Annotated in this window: 9 protein-coding genes; 5 read left to right on the forward strand and 4 right to left on the reverse strand. The window is 36.4% G+C overall.

The window, feature by feature from the left end; all coding sequences use genetic code 11:
• Window positions 1-106 precede the first annotated feature (106 nt).
• Together H4J76_RS02935 and H4J76_RS02940 are read right to left on the reverse strand one after the other, a co-directional pair.
• Window positions 107-1957 carry a DUF885 family protein gene (locus H4J76_RS02935; protein ID WP_182230089.1) on the reverse strand — a complete coding sequence of 617 codons (1851 nt, stop codon included), beginning with the start codon at window positions 1955-1957 and terminating at the stop codon, window positions 107-109.
• 297 nt (window positions 1958-2254) lie between these two features.
• Window positions 2255-2911, reverse strand: a complete 657-nt coding sequence (locus H4J76_RS02940) for a DUF1456 family protein (RefSeq protein ID WP_182215710.1) — start codon at window positions 2909-2911, stop codon at window positions 2255-2257.
• Between the two features lie 177 nt (window positions 2912-3088).
• Here H4J76_RS02940 and mfd point away from each other — a divergent pair, with 177 nt between their 5' ends.
• The 3 genes from mfd (at window position 3089) to H4J76_RS02955 (ending at window position 8527) form a co-directional block, all read left to right on the forward strand.
• Window positions 3089-6628 carry a transcription-repair coupling factor gene (mfd, locus tag H4J76_RS02945; protein ID WP_182230090.1) on the forward strand — a complete coding sequence of 1180 codons (3540 nt, stop codon included), beginning with the start codon at window positions 3089-3091 and terminating at the stop codon, window positions 6626-6628.
• 73 nt (window positions 6629-6701) lie between these two features.
• The gene (locus tag H4J76_RS02950) at window positions 6702-8225 is read left to right on the forward strand and encodes a CsiV family protein (protein ID WP_182215707.1); all 1524 of its coding nucleotides are present in this window, start codon (window positions 6702-6704) and stop codon (window positions 8223-8225) included.
• Between the two features lie 14 nt (window positions 8226-8239).
• Window positions 8240-8527, forward strand: a complete 288-nt coding sequence (locus tag H4J76_RS02955; protein WP_182244405.1) for a DUF1244 domain-containing protein — start codon at window positions 8240-8242, stop codon at window positions 8525-8527.
• A 14-nt stretch (window positions 8528-8541) separates the two neighbouring features.
• Here the strand turns inward: H4J76_RS02955 and H4J76_RS02960 are convergent, their stop codons facing one another.
• A complete protein-coding gene (locus H4J76_RS02960) occupies window positions 8542-8877 on the reverse strand; it encodes a hypothetical protein (RefSeq protein ID WP_182215703.1) in 336 nt (111 codons plus the stop codon).
• A 180-nt stretch (window positions 8878-9057) separates the two neighbouring features.
• On the opposite strand from H4J76_RS02960, the gene H4J76_RS02965 reads away from it, so the two are divergent.
• A complete protein-coding gene (locus tag H4J76_RS02965) occupies window positions 9058-9807 on the forward strand; it encodes a DUF2189 domain-containing protein (protein WP_182230091.1) in 750 nt (249 codons plus the stop codon).
• Window positions 9808-10331: 524 nt separating this feature from the next.
• Window positions 10332-14033, forward strand: coding sequence for a response regulator (locus H4J76_RS02970; protein ID WP_182230092.1), 3702 nt, complete (start codon window positions 10332-10334; stop codon window positions 14031-14033).
• A gap of 363 nt (window positions 14034-14396) precedes the next feature.
• Here H4J76_RS02970 and H4J76_RS02975 read toward each other — a convergent pair whose 3' ends face one another.
• The gene (locus tag H4J76_RS02975) at window positions 14397-15092 is read right to left on the reverse strand and encodes a pseudouridine synthase (protein WP_182215698.1); all 696 of its coding nucleotides are present in this window, start codon (window positions 15090-15092) and stop codon (window positions 14397-14399) included.
• Window positions 15093-15102: the final 10 nt, after the last annotated feature.

Here is a 15102-nt window from a genome sequence, read left to right on the forward strand (position 1 = left end):
ATAGGTATTTACCTAATCCCCATAAAAAAGAGAAGTACCGAACGGCACTTCTCTTTTATAAAGATTTTTTACTGCAATAAGACTTTAGCTTAAGCTTTTTTATTCGCTATTTTTTATTCGCTATATAGGTATCAACTAATTGCGCTAAAACATTTAAGGGTACTGGACCATTACGAAGTACCACATCATGAAACTCACGAATATCAAATTTCTCAGCAAGTTCGACTTTAGCGTGTTCACGTAGCTCAATAATTTTTAACATGCCAATTTTATATGCGGTTGCTTGTGACGGCATAACAACATGGCGCTCTACCATTTTTACAGCGTCAGACTTAGCATTTGGCGTATTTGCTACATAATATTCAATACCTTGAGCTCGCGTCCATTTTTGTGTATGGATACCGGTGTCAACCACTAAACGACAAGCTCTCCATAACTCCATAGCTAAACGACCAAAATCAGAATAAGGGTCTTGGTATAAACCAATTTCCTTCGGGATCATTTCTGAGTACAAACCCCAACCTTCGGTGTGTGCGGTATAACCACCAAATTTACGAAATTTTGGAATATTTGTTAGCTCTTGTTTTATCGCTATTTGCATATGATGACCAGGGATCCCTTCGTGATACGCAAGCGCTGCCATTTGATAAGTTGGCATCGCTTGCATATCGTAAAGGTTAGCGTAATAAACTCCTGGACGAGAGCCATCAGGTGCAGGCTGTTGATAAAAAGCTTTACCTGAAGATTGTTCTCTAAAAGCTTCAACCGCTTTAACCTTTAGCTTAGCTTTAGGTTTGGTTAAAAATAAACTGTCTAAACGTCCTTCCATATCATCAATTAAAGCAACAGCTTCATCTAAGTAACGTTGTTTACCCGCGTCATCAGCAGCGTAATAAAATTGTTTGTCATTTCGCATGAATTCAAAAAACTCACCAAGTTCGCCTTCAAAGCCAACCTTTTCCATAATTACGCGCATTTCACCGTGAATTCGAGCCACCTCACTTAAGCCAGTTTGGTGAATTTGGTTAGCGGTTAAATCTGTTGTGGTGGTGCGTTGTAATGCATTATTAAAGAATGCTTCACCTTCTGGAAATTTCCATGCGCCATCTCTATTGTCTGCTTTTTTTTCTAGCGTTTCTAAATAATTGACTAATTGTTGATAGCCAGGCTTTATGCTGGTTATTAATGCGGTATTAACCTCTGCTAAGAGCGTGCTTTTTTCAGCGGTACTGATCTCAAGTTTATTCACCTTTTTAGTGAAGTCAGCTAAAATCGTACTGTCTTTTCCGTCTTCAAATGGAGCACCTGCAAGAATATTTTGTGAGTCACGAATAACGTGAGGAAAAACAAACTTAGGGGCGATAATACCTAAGTCTTCACGCAATTTTAGTTGTGTCGTTAATTGTTCTAAAAGTACTTTAGCACCCTGCACTCGAGCAATATAATCTTGTGCTTCTTTGACATTGCTAATGGAATGCTGATTAATTAAAAATGCAGGTAAACTCGAGTGTAAGCCACGCATTTGATTTACAGGATAGTTATGAAAACGCCACTTATGGTCAGCAATTGTATTTTCTAATTTTTGTACCAATAAGTGATAGCTGATCATTGTCTGCTCATCGAGTTTTTGACTATCGATGGCTTTAACACGTTGGAGGTTTTCATGAGTAATCGCTAATTCTTTTAGCGTGTTTTCTTCTGAAATATCATCCCATTTATCATAATCTGTTTTTATGCCTAAATAAGTTTGCATCATCGGACTTCGTGCAACACCTTCATCAAAAATAGCATCAAATATTTGGTTAGCTTTTTCTGATTCAGACAGTGCTTTAATCGCACTTTTTTTCTCAGCTTCCTTTGAGCTTGTTTGTGGTGTATCAATACCTTTTTGTTCTGTGCAAGCGGCAAGTAATGAGCTAGAAATAGCCACTACCAGTAATGTACTTTTGAAAGTCATAAGTATCTCTTTTTATAGGAATATATAGTTACATTACAATAACTGTAAATGTTCTGAATTTAAAATGCTTTTATCTAGTCTTGATCAAAAATGATAGTGTTGGCAATAGCTGTTCGACAAATCGCATTGTAATTACGATAAAAGGAACTTTACCTTTTTTATTTTTTATAAGACATAAAAAAGAGCTTATACCGAGGTAAAAGCTCTTTTCAATTAGAGTAGAATTTATATTTTTATGATTAACAAAGGAAAATTTATTCTCAAGAATTACTGAATATAAATAACCACGCCTAAAACCTAATTTTTATAAATATCTGAAGGCTTAAGTTTTAACACTGTTCTTTTAGGTTTATCATCGTTATCTGTTGCTTTAGTGGCATTGGGGTTTATGTATATTTTGCTCACTTTAGGCTTAGCTGTTTGATAGTCTTTTTTTGGTAACTCAGGTTTTTTTACCGTTTCAACTTCACGCTTTGGGGTGAATTTTTCAGGTCGATTAACATGATATTTGGTATCAATGGCTTGAATAAAGTTTCTCAAAAACTGATCTTTACACTCGCGGTAATGTTTGTGATCGGGCTTACGAAAAAATGCACTTAATTCAGGTTTAGTCATACGTATACCTGAGGTAGACATCATATCGAGAACATCTTCTGCGCGCAGCGCTAATGCTATTTTTAATTTGTTGAGCACAAGATTGTTATTCATTCGTTTTTCAGCTGGCGGTGTTTCACCATCACGGGCGCCACGTTTGTCAATAATTAAACCGTTCAAAAAAGTTGCTAGCTGAACATCGGTGCAGTTAACAACTTGTGGATCATCTTCTTTTTTCAACCAATAACTGATTTGTTCACGACTTACCGTTAACTTTGCTAAATTAAATAGGTCGATCATCTTTTGATCATTAAAATTAAAGGTATATCTTAAACGACGTAAAACATCATTATTGGTCACGAAACTCTCCAAAAAACACAGCAGGCTCTACCCAATGTAAAGCTGGGCCTTATTATATCACTATAGTTTTTTAAACAAAAAAGTATTTACTCGTTCTTAAAATTTAACCATAACTCATGTTAAGATAATGCGCTGTTTTAGACGCCTTATTAACAATCATTATTTGATAGAGAAATCATGAGTAAAACTGCTAGCTTATTTGAACCTGTATTAACTAAACGTCGTGGCAAACATGCTGATAAAAAGCATTGGACTAATTTACTAGGTAGTAGTGACACGCTAGCTATATACCATGGCGCCCTCAATGCCGACGCTCCGATGTTGTTATTAACCAATGACACCCAGTCAGCATTGCGTTTCGAGCAAGAATTAAAAAGTTTAAATAAAAAGCGGCAACTGCCTATTTGCTTATTTCCTGATTGGGAAACATTGCCCTATGATACCTTTTCACCGCATCAAGATATTATTTCCCAGCGACTAGCAACGCTTTACCAATTATCAAATATGAAAAGTGGCATTATTATTGTGCCGGTTTCAACATTATTACAACGCCTTGCGCCAACGCAGTATTTGCGTACGAATAGTTTGATCGTAAAAGTAGGTGATAAAAAAGACTTACATCAAATGCGACAAAATCTTGAAGCCAGTGGTTATCGCTGCGTAGAACAAGTGATGGAGCATGGTGAATTCTCGGCACGTGGTGCAATTCTCGACATATTCCCTATGGGCTGTAAAACTCCGTTTCGCTTAGATTTTTTTGATGATGAAATTGATGATATTCGCTTGTTCGATCCTGAAAACCAGCGTTCAAGTGATAAAATAGATGAAATAAATTTATTACCCGCACACGAATTTCCGACCGACGAAGCAGCAATAAATTTATTTCGTCGTCAATACCGAGAAGAATTCCCTAACACCATTCATAAAGAGTCAATATATCATCAGGTCAGTGATGGTATTTTGCCGGCAGGTATTGAATATTACCTCCCCTTGTTCTTTGAAGAAACGAGCACTTTGTGTGACTATTTAGGCGAAAACACACGGATAATGCTCAGTGGCGATATTGATAAAGCTATTGAACAGTACTGGCTTGATATTGATTACCGATTTGAAGAACGTCGTTATGATCTGACTCGGCCATTATTACCCCCCAAGAAACTCTTTTTAAATAGTGAAGAGTTTTATCGTGCCTTAAAACCTTTTGACCGAATTTCAATAGAAAAAGTGCCGGTAATAAACGCGTTACAAGAAACTGACAGTGACGACATTGAAAAGTCAAAAGCCGGTCATATCCGTTTTGATGTCACTCCCTTACCTGATGTTACGGTTAATCATCAACTGAAACAGCCTTTTGAATTAATCAATAATTTTATTCGCGACAAAGAAACCCCAGATAAAATTTTATTTGTTGCCGAAAGCCAAGGCCGTCGAGAAAGCGTTTTAGAGTTATTAGAGCGTAACCATATCAAGCCACAATATTTTGACGATATTGAAAGCTTTGTCGCAAGCCCGGACAAACTTGGCATCACAGTGAATACCCTCAACAGTGGTTTTATCTTTCAAAGTAGAGGCACCGCTAAGAAAAATGCGATAGCCCTAATCACCGAAGATGAACTTTTAGGAGAGCGGATAAAACAAAGTCGCCGCCGTACCAAACAACAAACTATTCAAGCGGATGCTATTTTTAAAAACTTAGCCGAGCTTTCAATGGGACAACCTGTTGTCCATTTTGAGCATGGTATTGGTCGCTACATGGGCTTACAAACCATTGAAAATAGTGGCATAACCACTGAGTTTCTAGTTTTAATTTACGCAGGTGAATCAAAGCTTTATGTACCGGTTGGCTCATTGCATTTAATCAGCCGTTATTCGGGCGCCGACGCAGAAAGTGCACCGTTACATAAATTAGGTAACGATACTTGGAGTAAAGCAAAACAAAAGGCCGCTGAAAAAGTGCGTGACGTGGCGGCTGAACTACTCGATATATACGCCAGCAGAGCCAGTAATAAAGGTTATCAATTCAAACGTGACAAAGCTGAGTATCAAGCTTTTTCAGACAGTTTCCCGTTTGAAGAAACCTTTGATCAAGAGCAAGCCATTAAAGCAGTAGTGTCTGATATGCTCAGCGATAAGGCCATGGACAGACTCGTTTGTGGAGATGTCGGTTTTGGTAAAACTGAAGTTGCGATGCGTGCCGCTTTTGTTGCCGTTAACGACGGCAAGCAAGTGGCTATCTTAGTGCCAACAACCTTGCTTGCCCAACAACATTATGAAAACTTTCGCGACCGTTTTGCTAATTTACCGGTTGCTATAGAAGTATTATCACGTTTTAAAACAGCCAAAGAGCAAAACGTTGTTATTGCCGATGTTGAATCAGGCCAAATAGACATTCTGATCGGCACCCATAAGTTATTGCAAAATAGTATTAAATATAAAGACCTAGGTTTATTAGTGGTCGATGAAGAACATAGATTTGGTGTAAAGCAAAAAGAAAAAATCAAACAATTACGCAGCAATGTTGATATTTTAACATTGACCGCAACCCCTATTCCACGGACCTTGAATATGGCGATGGGCGGCATGCGCGATTTATCGATTATTGCCACACCGCCGGCAAAACGCTTAGCGGTAAAAACCTTTGTTCGCGAACGTGACGACGCCCTTATTCGTGAATCTATTTTACGTGAAATCCTTCGTGGTGGTCAGGTTTACTTTTTACATAACAACGTTGATACTATCGATAAAACCGCTGCAGATATTCAAAAACTGCTGCCAGAAGCAAAAGTAACCACCGCCCATGGGCAAATGCGCGAACGTGAACTTGAACGCATTATGGGCGACTTTTATCACCAACGTTACAATGTATTAGTTTGTACAACGATTATAGAAACAGGTATCGATGTGCCAACAGCTAATACCATTATTATGGACAGAGCCGACCATTTAGGTCTAGCGCAACTCCATCAATTACGAGGCCGAGTGGGTCGTTCACATCATCAAGCTTATGCTTATTTATTAACACCACATGTTAAACGTATTACTAAAGATGCGAAGAAACGTCTTGAAGCTATTGCGTCTCTTGAAGATTTAGGCGCTGGTTTTACCTTGGCCACACACGATCTCGAAATTCGTGGCGCAGGTGAATTATTAGGTGAGGGACAAAGTGGTTCGATGAGCCAAATCGGCTTTACCCTTTATATGGAAATGCTCGATCAAGCTGTTTCAGCGTTGAAGCAAGGCAAACAGCTTTCGCTTGAAAATATGACCGCTAAGCAAACTGAAATTGAATTGCGGGTACCGGCGTTACTACCAGACGATTATATTTTTGATGTCAGCTTACGGTTAAGTATTTATAAACGTATCGCCAGTTGCGGCAATAAAAATGAACTTGACGAAATTCAAGTAGAATTAATTGACCGTTTTGGCTTATTACCGCAGGCTGCTAAAAATCTAGTCCATATTGCGAAGTTACGTTTAAAGGCCCAAAAAATAGGGGTTTCTCGTATCGAAGCAGGTCCAGCAGGTGGCTCTATTGAGTTTAGCGATGAGACAAAAGTTGATCCTATGCTTATTATTGGTCTTATTCAGCAACAGCCAAAAGTTTATAAATTAGTTGGCGCTAATAAACTCCAATTTAAAATTGCCACTGAAGACAGTAAATCACGCTTTATTTTAGTGACATCTATGTTAAATGATTTAGTAAAAACAAAAAAATAACCGTAAGATAACAGAGTAGACTCAATGCCTTAGTTTACAATAACAAGGCAGGTTATAACTCTTTGGATGATTAATGAATTTAAAACATTTAGCGCTGCTCTGTGCAGCCTTAATATTTTCACAACAAACCAGTGCCGCTGATAAAGATAATGACGACCGCTGGTTTGAAGTGGAAGTGATCCTGTTTAGTCAACTGGGCGATAAAGCGCAATTAAAAGAGAAGTTTCCAAATAATACGCTTTTACCCCAATACCGAAATATTATTGACTTGTTAGGCCCCTACCTTAACCCTGATATCGCCAGCTTAAAACAGCAATTACCCCGTTGTGATAATCCTACTTATGCTCAATCACTCCTTGAGCAAGCTATAACGGCCATAAAAGAACAGCCTTACTATGTTGCTAAAAGCTTAGCTGAATTACAAACGCTTTCAGCCCAAACGATAGACGAGTCGTTAACCGATCCATCAATATCAAAATTTAGCGATGGCACACATAGACAAGTGGCTTTAGACAATATCGATGATAGCCCAGCGTCGATAAATAATTCATTAAAAGCGTATGACAACAGCAGCTTAGCTATGCCATTACCAAAACAAGTGATGAGTGAAAAAGAATTAACGCAACGCTTAATGTTACTTGAGCAAGCAGCGGCTGAATTTTCAACTTTGCCCTTAACTTATACCAACGAAACTGCCTCATTTACCGACGGTATTTGTACTATTTCTGTAGAGGAATTTCAGCACTTTAATCAATCAACCGATGCTTATGCTTATCAAAGTTATAACGCTTTTAATATTGAGCAAGTACCGCCTACTATTAATAATATTGAAAATATCTATAGTGATGAAGACTACTTACTTAATAAAGAATCATTACAACTTGACGATATTGTTAAAGAAATAGCCCGCAGTCGAAATTTCAAACCATTACTGCATTTTGGCTGGCGTCAAAAGACAAAAACTAAACAATTAGCTGTGCCACTGAAAGTTATTGCCGGTGAAAATTTTGCTGAACAATACCAAAAAGAATTGCAACAATTTCAACAGCAACGCAAACAAGCACAAAGGCAAGAAGAGGCCCTGCATAGCGTATTATACAAAGATACTTCGGCCCAAATAGAAGGGTCAGATGAAACAGTAAAAGAAAAAATAATGGCAGAACGTTTACAAGAGCTGCTGATAAAACTACCCAATTTACCTACTGAGACAAAAAGTTTACTCGCTGAAATAGAGCAAGATATAAACGACACAGCGGTAATATTGAATACTAACACAATGCAGGCAGCCCCAATAAAGCCTCCTCAAAATTGGACAGTAGAGGGTTTTATCAAGGTAGAAGTTGACTTTTATTTACATATTACCGCTGATCTTAATGTAATGAATATGTCGTTAGCCGAACAAGCAACGCAAAAGTTATTACCTGGTGATAAACAAAAGTCATCGGCAATTTTAAAAACGATAAACTTTAAACAAGACAGACGAGTCAGAAGCACAGAAATACACTATTTTGATCATCCTTATATCGGTATGATTATTCGTATTCTGCCTTATGACAAACCCACTAAGGAAGTTGAACAGTCAACTCCACTTAACTAAATAAAGAGATGAATATGGACAAAGAAATAGAAATACAAGCTGCTGTTTTTCGTCGATTACTGGCTCACTTAGACAGTAGAAAAGATGTACAAAATATTGAGTTAATGAATTTAGCGAGTTTTTGTCGTAATTGTTTTTCTAAATGGACCGTTGCTGAGGCTGAGAAGTTAGGTGTTGAAGTAGATATCGAGACCGCTCGTCAGCAAATTTATGGTATGCCCTATAGCGAATGGAAAGAAAAACATCAATTGCCAGCAACAGCAGAGCAAATGGAAAAATTTAATCAGTTACAAAAGAAGTAAACAATTTAGCGCAATTAAATTTTCACTGATATTGCATATTGAGTCGTTCGGCGATCATTTCTGTCGCGTGACTCTAACCAACGTCCGCGTTTATTTTTTAAATGACGTCGATCAGCAGATGAGCGGCGTTCAGGTCCTGTCCAAAGCACTTTTTTTATTCCCACTCCATTTTTCACATCATCTGCTACATCGGGCAGACTTGCTGCTGAGTTCATTTGACGATTATATTTATTAGCTTGGCGCTTATCTTTTTTTGATTGAGCGATTTTTACTTGATTGGCCGCAGGCAATAAATCTATCAGTACATCCACTTTACTTGTCCGTTCATCAGTAATTGTCTTGTTGTACATTTAATCGGCAACTAAGAATAAAAGTTTAATCTTTTATATAAATAGTACTGCTAGGCTAACTGACGATTATTTTCAGCCATGGTTTTGATACAAATCAAATAGATGTTCTTCAGCAAGCCATTTAAAAATATGCTCAGGTAAAATGCTGTTATCGTTATAAATAAGTAAAGACTCAGTATTATGGATAAAGCCACGCCATCAATAAAAAAATGGTTAGCATTTGGTTGGTCAAGTTTCATCAAAACTAAAACCATCAGTATAGTATTTAGCAGCTTTTTTTGCATTATCGCCGGTCTACTCTATTGGTTATTATTACGCATTGGTGCCGATTTAGTTATCTTTCCTTTTATCGCCGGTTTTTTCATTGTTGCTCCTATTCTTATTATTGGTTTTCAGCAAGTTGCAGGTCTATTAGAAAAAAATAAAATACCTACATTTAAAGACTTAATTACGATTAAGGGACAAAAAAATAAAGGCATTTGGTTTTTAATCTTTATTCTATCCTTGTGTTATTTTATTTGGATAACCGATGCTTTAGTGATTTACGGACTGTATTTTGGCATAGAGCCCTTACCTTTAGACCACACTTTCATTACTGATCCAGCGTTAAGAGAATCATTACTTTGGTTTTTACTTTACAGCGGTTTAATCGGCTGGGTAACTGCAGTGATTGGCTTTTTACTCGGTGTGTTTTCTATACCCTTGATTATTCACCAACAGTTAAATTTTGTTGATGCGGTAAGTATCAGTGTTAAAACCGTATTTAAACATAAAAAATTAATGTTTAAATGGGCGCTAACCTTAGTCATGATAACGTCTTTAACTTTAGTGGTAGCACTACCGCTATTAATTATTGTCTTTCCTGTGTTGGGTTATGCAAGTTATGCGGTTTATGCTGACTTGTTAATCAACAAGGATAATAGCCCGTAATATTGTCAACACTCGAAAACAATACCTTGATAATTCAAGTAAAGCTATTTACCTCAGCATTCGCTAAATAGCGCCACTTGCCCACTTCAATACTCAATTAATTTTACCTGTTAATTGACGAACTAAACCAACCCCTTTATTAGCAACACCGGCAAATATTTGTTTAAGCTAATGGTGTTTACCTTCGGTGATAGTCGTTAATACTTATTTTTCATTTCCCCTTTATAGCTCGACATCTAAGTTAGTTGCTCATGTTTTTCAAGAGGCTTCAAGGTAAAGTGGTTAATTGGCTAAGCTGACTTGTCTGACCATATGGCCTTACGTAAATTGTTTGTCTTATAGTGAATAAGTAAAATAACGATGCTGCAGTTAATTGTTGATGCTAGGATATATGACACCCCATCAGAATTGTTTAATATAAAATAAAAATTCATAAAAATTAAATATTTTAAGTGTTTATTATGAAAGACTTAAAATTGTGTCTATACTTCTCAGGACATTAACTAACGGCGCGGTAATATCACTTGAGTCTCCTATCAAAGAATAAGAATCAAACTCATATTTTAATTATTCTCATTCTTATCTTCGTTGCCATTGGCTTTACCCAATTTTTAATTATGCAGTTCTTGCCTTGGATACAAACCTTATTTCCATTTTTACCTGAAGCGTTATTGAACGCTATATTACTGAGCCTATCGATTACACCGATTATTTATTTATTAATTAGAAAGCATATTATCGATGTATCATCTGACGAATCAAACATTCGTAAAAAGCTTATAATTTCTGCCGGCTTACCTCTTATTATTGCTATTACATTAATGCTAAATATTGTTCACAATAAACAACAAGATATTTCAATTTTACACAATACTGAAAGCATAATAGCGTTGGATAGTAATATTGCTAAGCTCATTGATGCCCTCAACAAAGAATTAGAACTCAGTGCGCTTTTTTTAATTAGTCTTGATGAAAAATCAGCAAAAATTTCGTCAAATACTCGATCACTAGATGACTTGAAAGTACTCCGTATCGCTGTTGATACATTGCTGTTGTCAATAAAGAAAAGCATGACATCTGAAGACATTGTTGTTGGCGAATTTAATCAACAATATGTTGCTGAGCTAAAGTCAGCGTTAATAACTCTTAGAGAAGGGATTGATGCTAACAATATATCTTGGCAGCAAATCATTGATTTTCATATTGATTGGAAAAATGATTTTTTATCAAAATTACAATCATTTTCAGATCAAATAAGAAATAAAAATATTGCAAAGATGCACAGTAATTTCCTTATTTTATTGAAGTTGAAATCTTTAAACCTGCTCAATAGTACTATTTTAACAGTGACCCTTGAAAATGAAGAAACAAATGATAATACCATTGACATACGTCCACTTAAGCTAAGTATCCGCCAACAAAATAGTCAAGAAAGACTGTATAATAATATATTTATCTCTTCACTATTTAAAGACAACGAAAGCCATGTAATTCAATTACTTGATAATAAAACAATAAGTGAAGCTAATCGACTTCAAAATGTTTTGCTCGAACGGAATACTGAGGAGCTTGTCGCTCAACTAAAAACTTCTATAGGCTATAATGGACTGATACATCAATTTAAAAATTATCTACTGCGTGATGATGAAAAATATCGAATCGCTTTTTTAACGCTTCATAGTGATGTAGAACAACTTATCAGTAAGTTACGAACGCTTAAACAATATAATCGTAAAGCCTTGTATCAGCTTGACAGTTTTTCAGCTGTATTGAATCAATATAAACAAACGTTGTCAGATATTTCTCAATATAGACAGCAAGGAAAATCGGCATCAGAGATTGACCAATTGGTTATTATTAATGATGACCCCGCCAATGAAGCATTAGAGTATTTGCAAAACCATTTATGGGAGAATGATCCTTTATACACCTTAGGGGTGCTTAAAAATAAAAACCTAATATTACAAAGTATTGAAAATCATTTCTCTGCACAAATACAAAAAACGCTCACCCATTTGTTGGTAGAAAAGCGAAATGATTCTTACATATCCGCAGTAACTGCACTTTTACTCAGCCTTTTCGTTATTGCACTTTTATTGCTTATTAGCCGAAATATTAATGACTCATATCAAGAAAGAATTGCTGCACTTAATAAAGCGGAAGAAGGCGCGAAATTAAAGTCAGAGTTTTTAGCAAATATGAGCCATGAAATACGCACCCCCATGAACGGTGTATTAGGCATGCTAGGTTTATTACTTAATAGTAAACTTGATGATGAACAAAAACACCGAGTTAATATCGCAAAATCTAGTGCTGACTCCTTATTAACTTTAATTAATGACATTCTAGATTTTTCAAAAGTTGATGCGGGTAAACTCGAACTTGAATACTTAGATTTTAATTTAAGAAACTTATTAGGTGACTTTGCTGAAGCTATGGCCTTACCTGCTCAAGATAAAGGTTTAGAAATAATCCTAGATCTTACGGGTATAAAAGAATCGATGATCAAATCAGATCCGGGCAGAATTAGACAAATACTGACGAATCTTGTCGGCAATGCAATAAAGTTCACAAATCATGGAGAGATAGTTATTACCGTAAAACTCATCACTAAAAAGAGTAATTATGGTGATGAATTAATATTACATTGTCAGATATCTGATACAGGAATCGGCATTCCGGCAGATAAAAAAGAAGGGCTTTTTTCAGCATTTAGTCAAGTAGACTCATCGACGACACGTAAATATGGGGGCACAGGGCTTGGGTTAACAATAACGAAAAAACTCTGTAATTTAATGCACGGCGATATTAATGTAGTTGATAAAATGGGTGAAGGTAGTTGTTTTGAATTTAGCTTATTAGTTGAGAAAAGTAAAAATTCGACCCTAGTTATACCCGAAATAGATATTTCGGCATTGCACATTTTAATTGTTGATGACAATAAAACCAATCGCGATGTCCTTCGCTCACAGTTACAGCTGTGGGGGGCAAATATTGAAGAAGCTGATAGCGGTGATGCAGCATTGGCTCTATGTAAAAAGCGATATGAAGATACCGGCACACCCTTTTTTGATATTGCCATACTTGATATGCAAATGCCTAATATGTCAGGAGAAACCTTAGCGAAAAAATTAAAAAACCAACAAGAATTTAAAGCAATGAAACTCGTTATGATGACCTCTATGGGTGAAAGAGGTGACGCAAAACATTTTGCAGATATTGGTTTTAGTGCTTATTTCCCTAAGCCAACAACAACATCAAATCTATTTAAAGCCTTATCTGTAGTTGCTCATGGCGGAGAAATACTAAAGCAAGCGTCACCATTAGTTACTCATGATTATGTTAATGCAATGAAAATAGTAACAACAGAGGATAAAAAACCATTATTCGTTTCATCTGCCAAAAATATAAGAATATTAATTGTTGAAGACAATCGCATAAACCAAATGGTCGCTTTGGGTGTTTTAGAAGAATTAGGATTCACAGCTGACGCAGTAGCAAACGGCTTAGAAGCACTGATAAGCTTAAAAGAGTCATTAAAAAGCCACCCTTACTCTTTGGTCATAATGGATTGCCAAATGCCAGAAATGGATGGCTATGAAGCAACACGACTTATTCGCAAAGGAGATGCAGGCCAAAAGAATAAAGTTATTCCTATCATTGCGATGACAGCAAATGCAATGCAAGGAGATAAAGAGAAATGTTTAATAGCAGGCATGGATGACTACTTAACAAAACCTATAGAAATAAATAAAGTTAAAGCTAAATTAAAGTTATGGCTTGGAGTAACAGCTGATAAAGAAGAGCGTTTCGATACTGATACCTTAAATTCAGACCACCTCACCTTAAGTAGTCAATCAATTGAAAAATCTAAAAGTGAGCATGATAGCCCTTGGCACAAAGCTCATTTATTAAAACGGCTGGGTGGAAACCCTAAAAAAATGACATTATTGGTAAAATGTTACCTAGATGATAGCGAAGAAAAAACACGCGAACTGCAAGAGTCAATAAAGGCAGAAAATTGGCAAAAGATAAATTATAACCTGCATTCAATTAAAGGTGCAGCAGGTAACTTAGGTGGAGCTCAAGTACAAAACTTAGTCACTAAGATAGAAATACTATCAAAAGAAAAGAATATAACGGCATTGAATGAGAGCATAAGTGAATTATATACCGCATTGGAGACGTTTAATTCATTACTTGCTGACCACTTAAAAGCGCATTAAATTTTCATCACTTAACTTGGTGAGAAGCACCATGAAAACTTTATCAGCTTGACTATTAATCAGAACAATTGATTACTGAGTTTCTGTATCACTAGTGGCTAAATCCGCTTTTTATGTCTCAATAAATATTAAGCCAAGATAAGTCACTGTTTTATATAAATATATAAAAATCAGTTGCAGCCCTGATAGATAATTAATATGGAAAACGCTCAAAAAACGCCTAGATATCTTATTGCATTCTTATACTGTAAAACTTCCGGTGATGGCTATTTGGCTGACTTTTTCTTCATTTGAGATAGCTTTGTTACTCGAGGCAAAGACAAAGATAACAGTCAGTGAGGGTCACAACACCAAAGTAGCCAACTAAAAGCTATTTACCTCGGCATCCGTTAAGTAGCGCCACATGCCTAATTCAACATCTAAGTTAATTTCGCCGATTTGCTGGCGATGTAAACCAATAACTTTATTACCAACAGCAGCAAACATTCGCTTAACTTGATGGTACTTACCTTCAGTGATGGTCAGTAATACTTCTTTTTCATTGAGTATTTCTAATTTAGCTGGCAGAGTCAGTTGATCTTCTCCTTGTAACTGTAAGCCAGCTGTAAAGCGCTCAATTAGCTCCGCTGACTTTTCAGATAATATTGCATTACGTAAATTAACGCGGTAAACCTTGGCGCAGTTTTTTTTGGGTGAAATAATATTATGCGACCAACGGCCATCATCGGTAACTAATACTAAACCTGTGGTATCTGCATCTAAACGTCCAGCAATGTGAAGATCAAACACTTTATCCACTTCAATATAATTGAGTAAAGACGGATAAACTTCATCGATATTACTGCAAATAGTATCTAAGGGTTTATGCATCATGATATAACGAGAAGTGCGCGCCGTGAGCGCTTCACCGTTAACAGTAACGCTGTTATTTTCATGCACTTGTGTTGCTGCGTTCTTAATCACCTCACCATTAACTAGAACATCCCCCATTTTTAGCAGTTTCTTCGCTTCACTTCGGGTCAGTTCAGTGCTCTTACATATAAATTTATCAATACGCATGGTTAATTAG

Source organism: Colwellia sp. BRX9-1 (assembly GCF_014077195.1).
In the GTDB taxonomy this organism is placed as follows: domain Bacteria; phylum Pseudomonadota; class Gammaproteobacteria; order Enterobacterales; family Alteromonadaceae; genus Colwellia_A.

Coding starts and splice junctions, on each gene's coding strand:
- H4J76_RS02935 (WP_182230089.1), bottom strand. CDS start 1,957: ATGACTTTCAAAAGTACATTACTGGTAGTGGCTATTTCTAGCTCATTA.
- mfd (WP_182230090.1), top strand. CDS start 3,089: ATGAGTAAAACTGCTAGCTTATTTGAACCTGTATTAACTAAACGTCGT.
- H4J76_RS02950 (WP_182215707.1), top strand. CDS start 6,702: ATGAATTTAAAACATTTAGCGCTGCTCTGTGCAGCCTTAATATTTTCA.
- H4J76_RS02955 (WP_182244405.1), top strand. CDS start 8,240: ATGGACAAAGAAATAGAAATACAAGCTGCTGTTTTTCGTCGATTACTG.
- H4J76_RS02960 (WP_182215703.1), bottom strand. CDS start 8,877: ATGTACAACAAGACAATTACTGATGAACGGACAAGTAAAGTGGATGTA.
- H4J76_RS02965 (WP_182230091.1), top strand. CDS start 9,058: ATGGATAAAGCCACGCCATCAATAAAAAAATGGTTAGCATTTGGTTGG.
- H4J76_RS02975 (WP_182215698.1), bottom strand. CDS start 15,092: ATGCGTATTGATAAATTTATATGTAAGAGCACTGAACTGACCCGAAGT.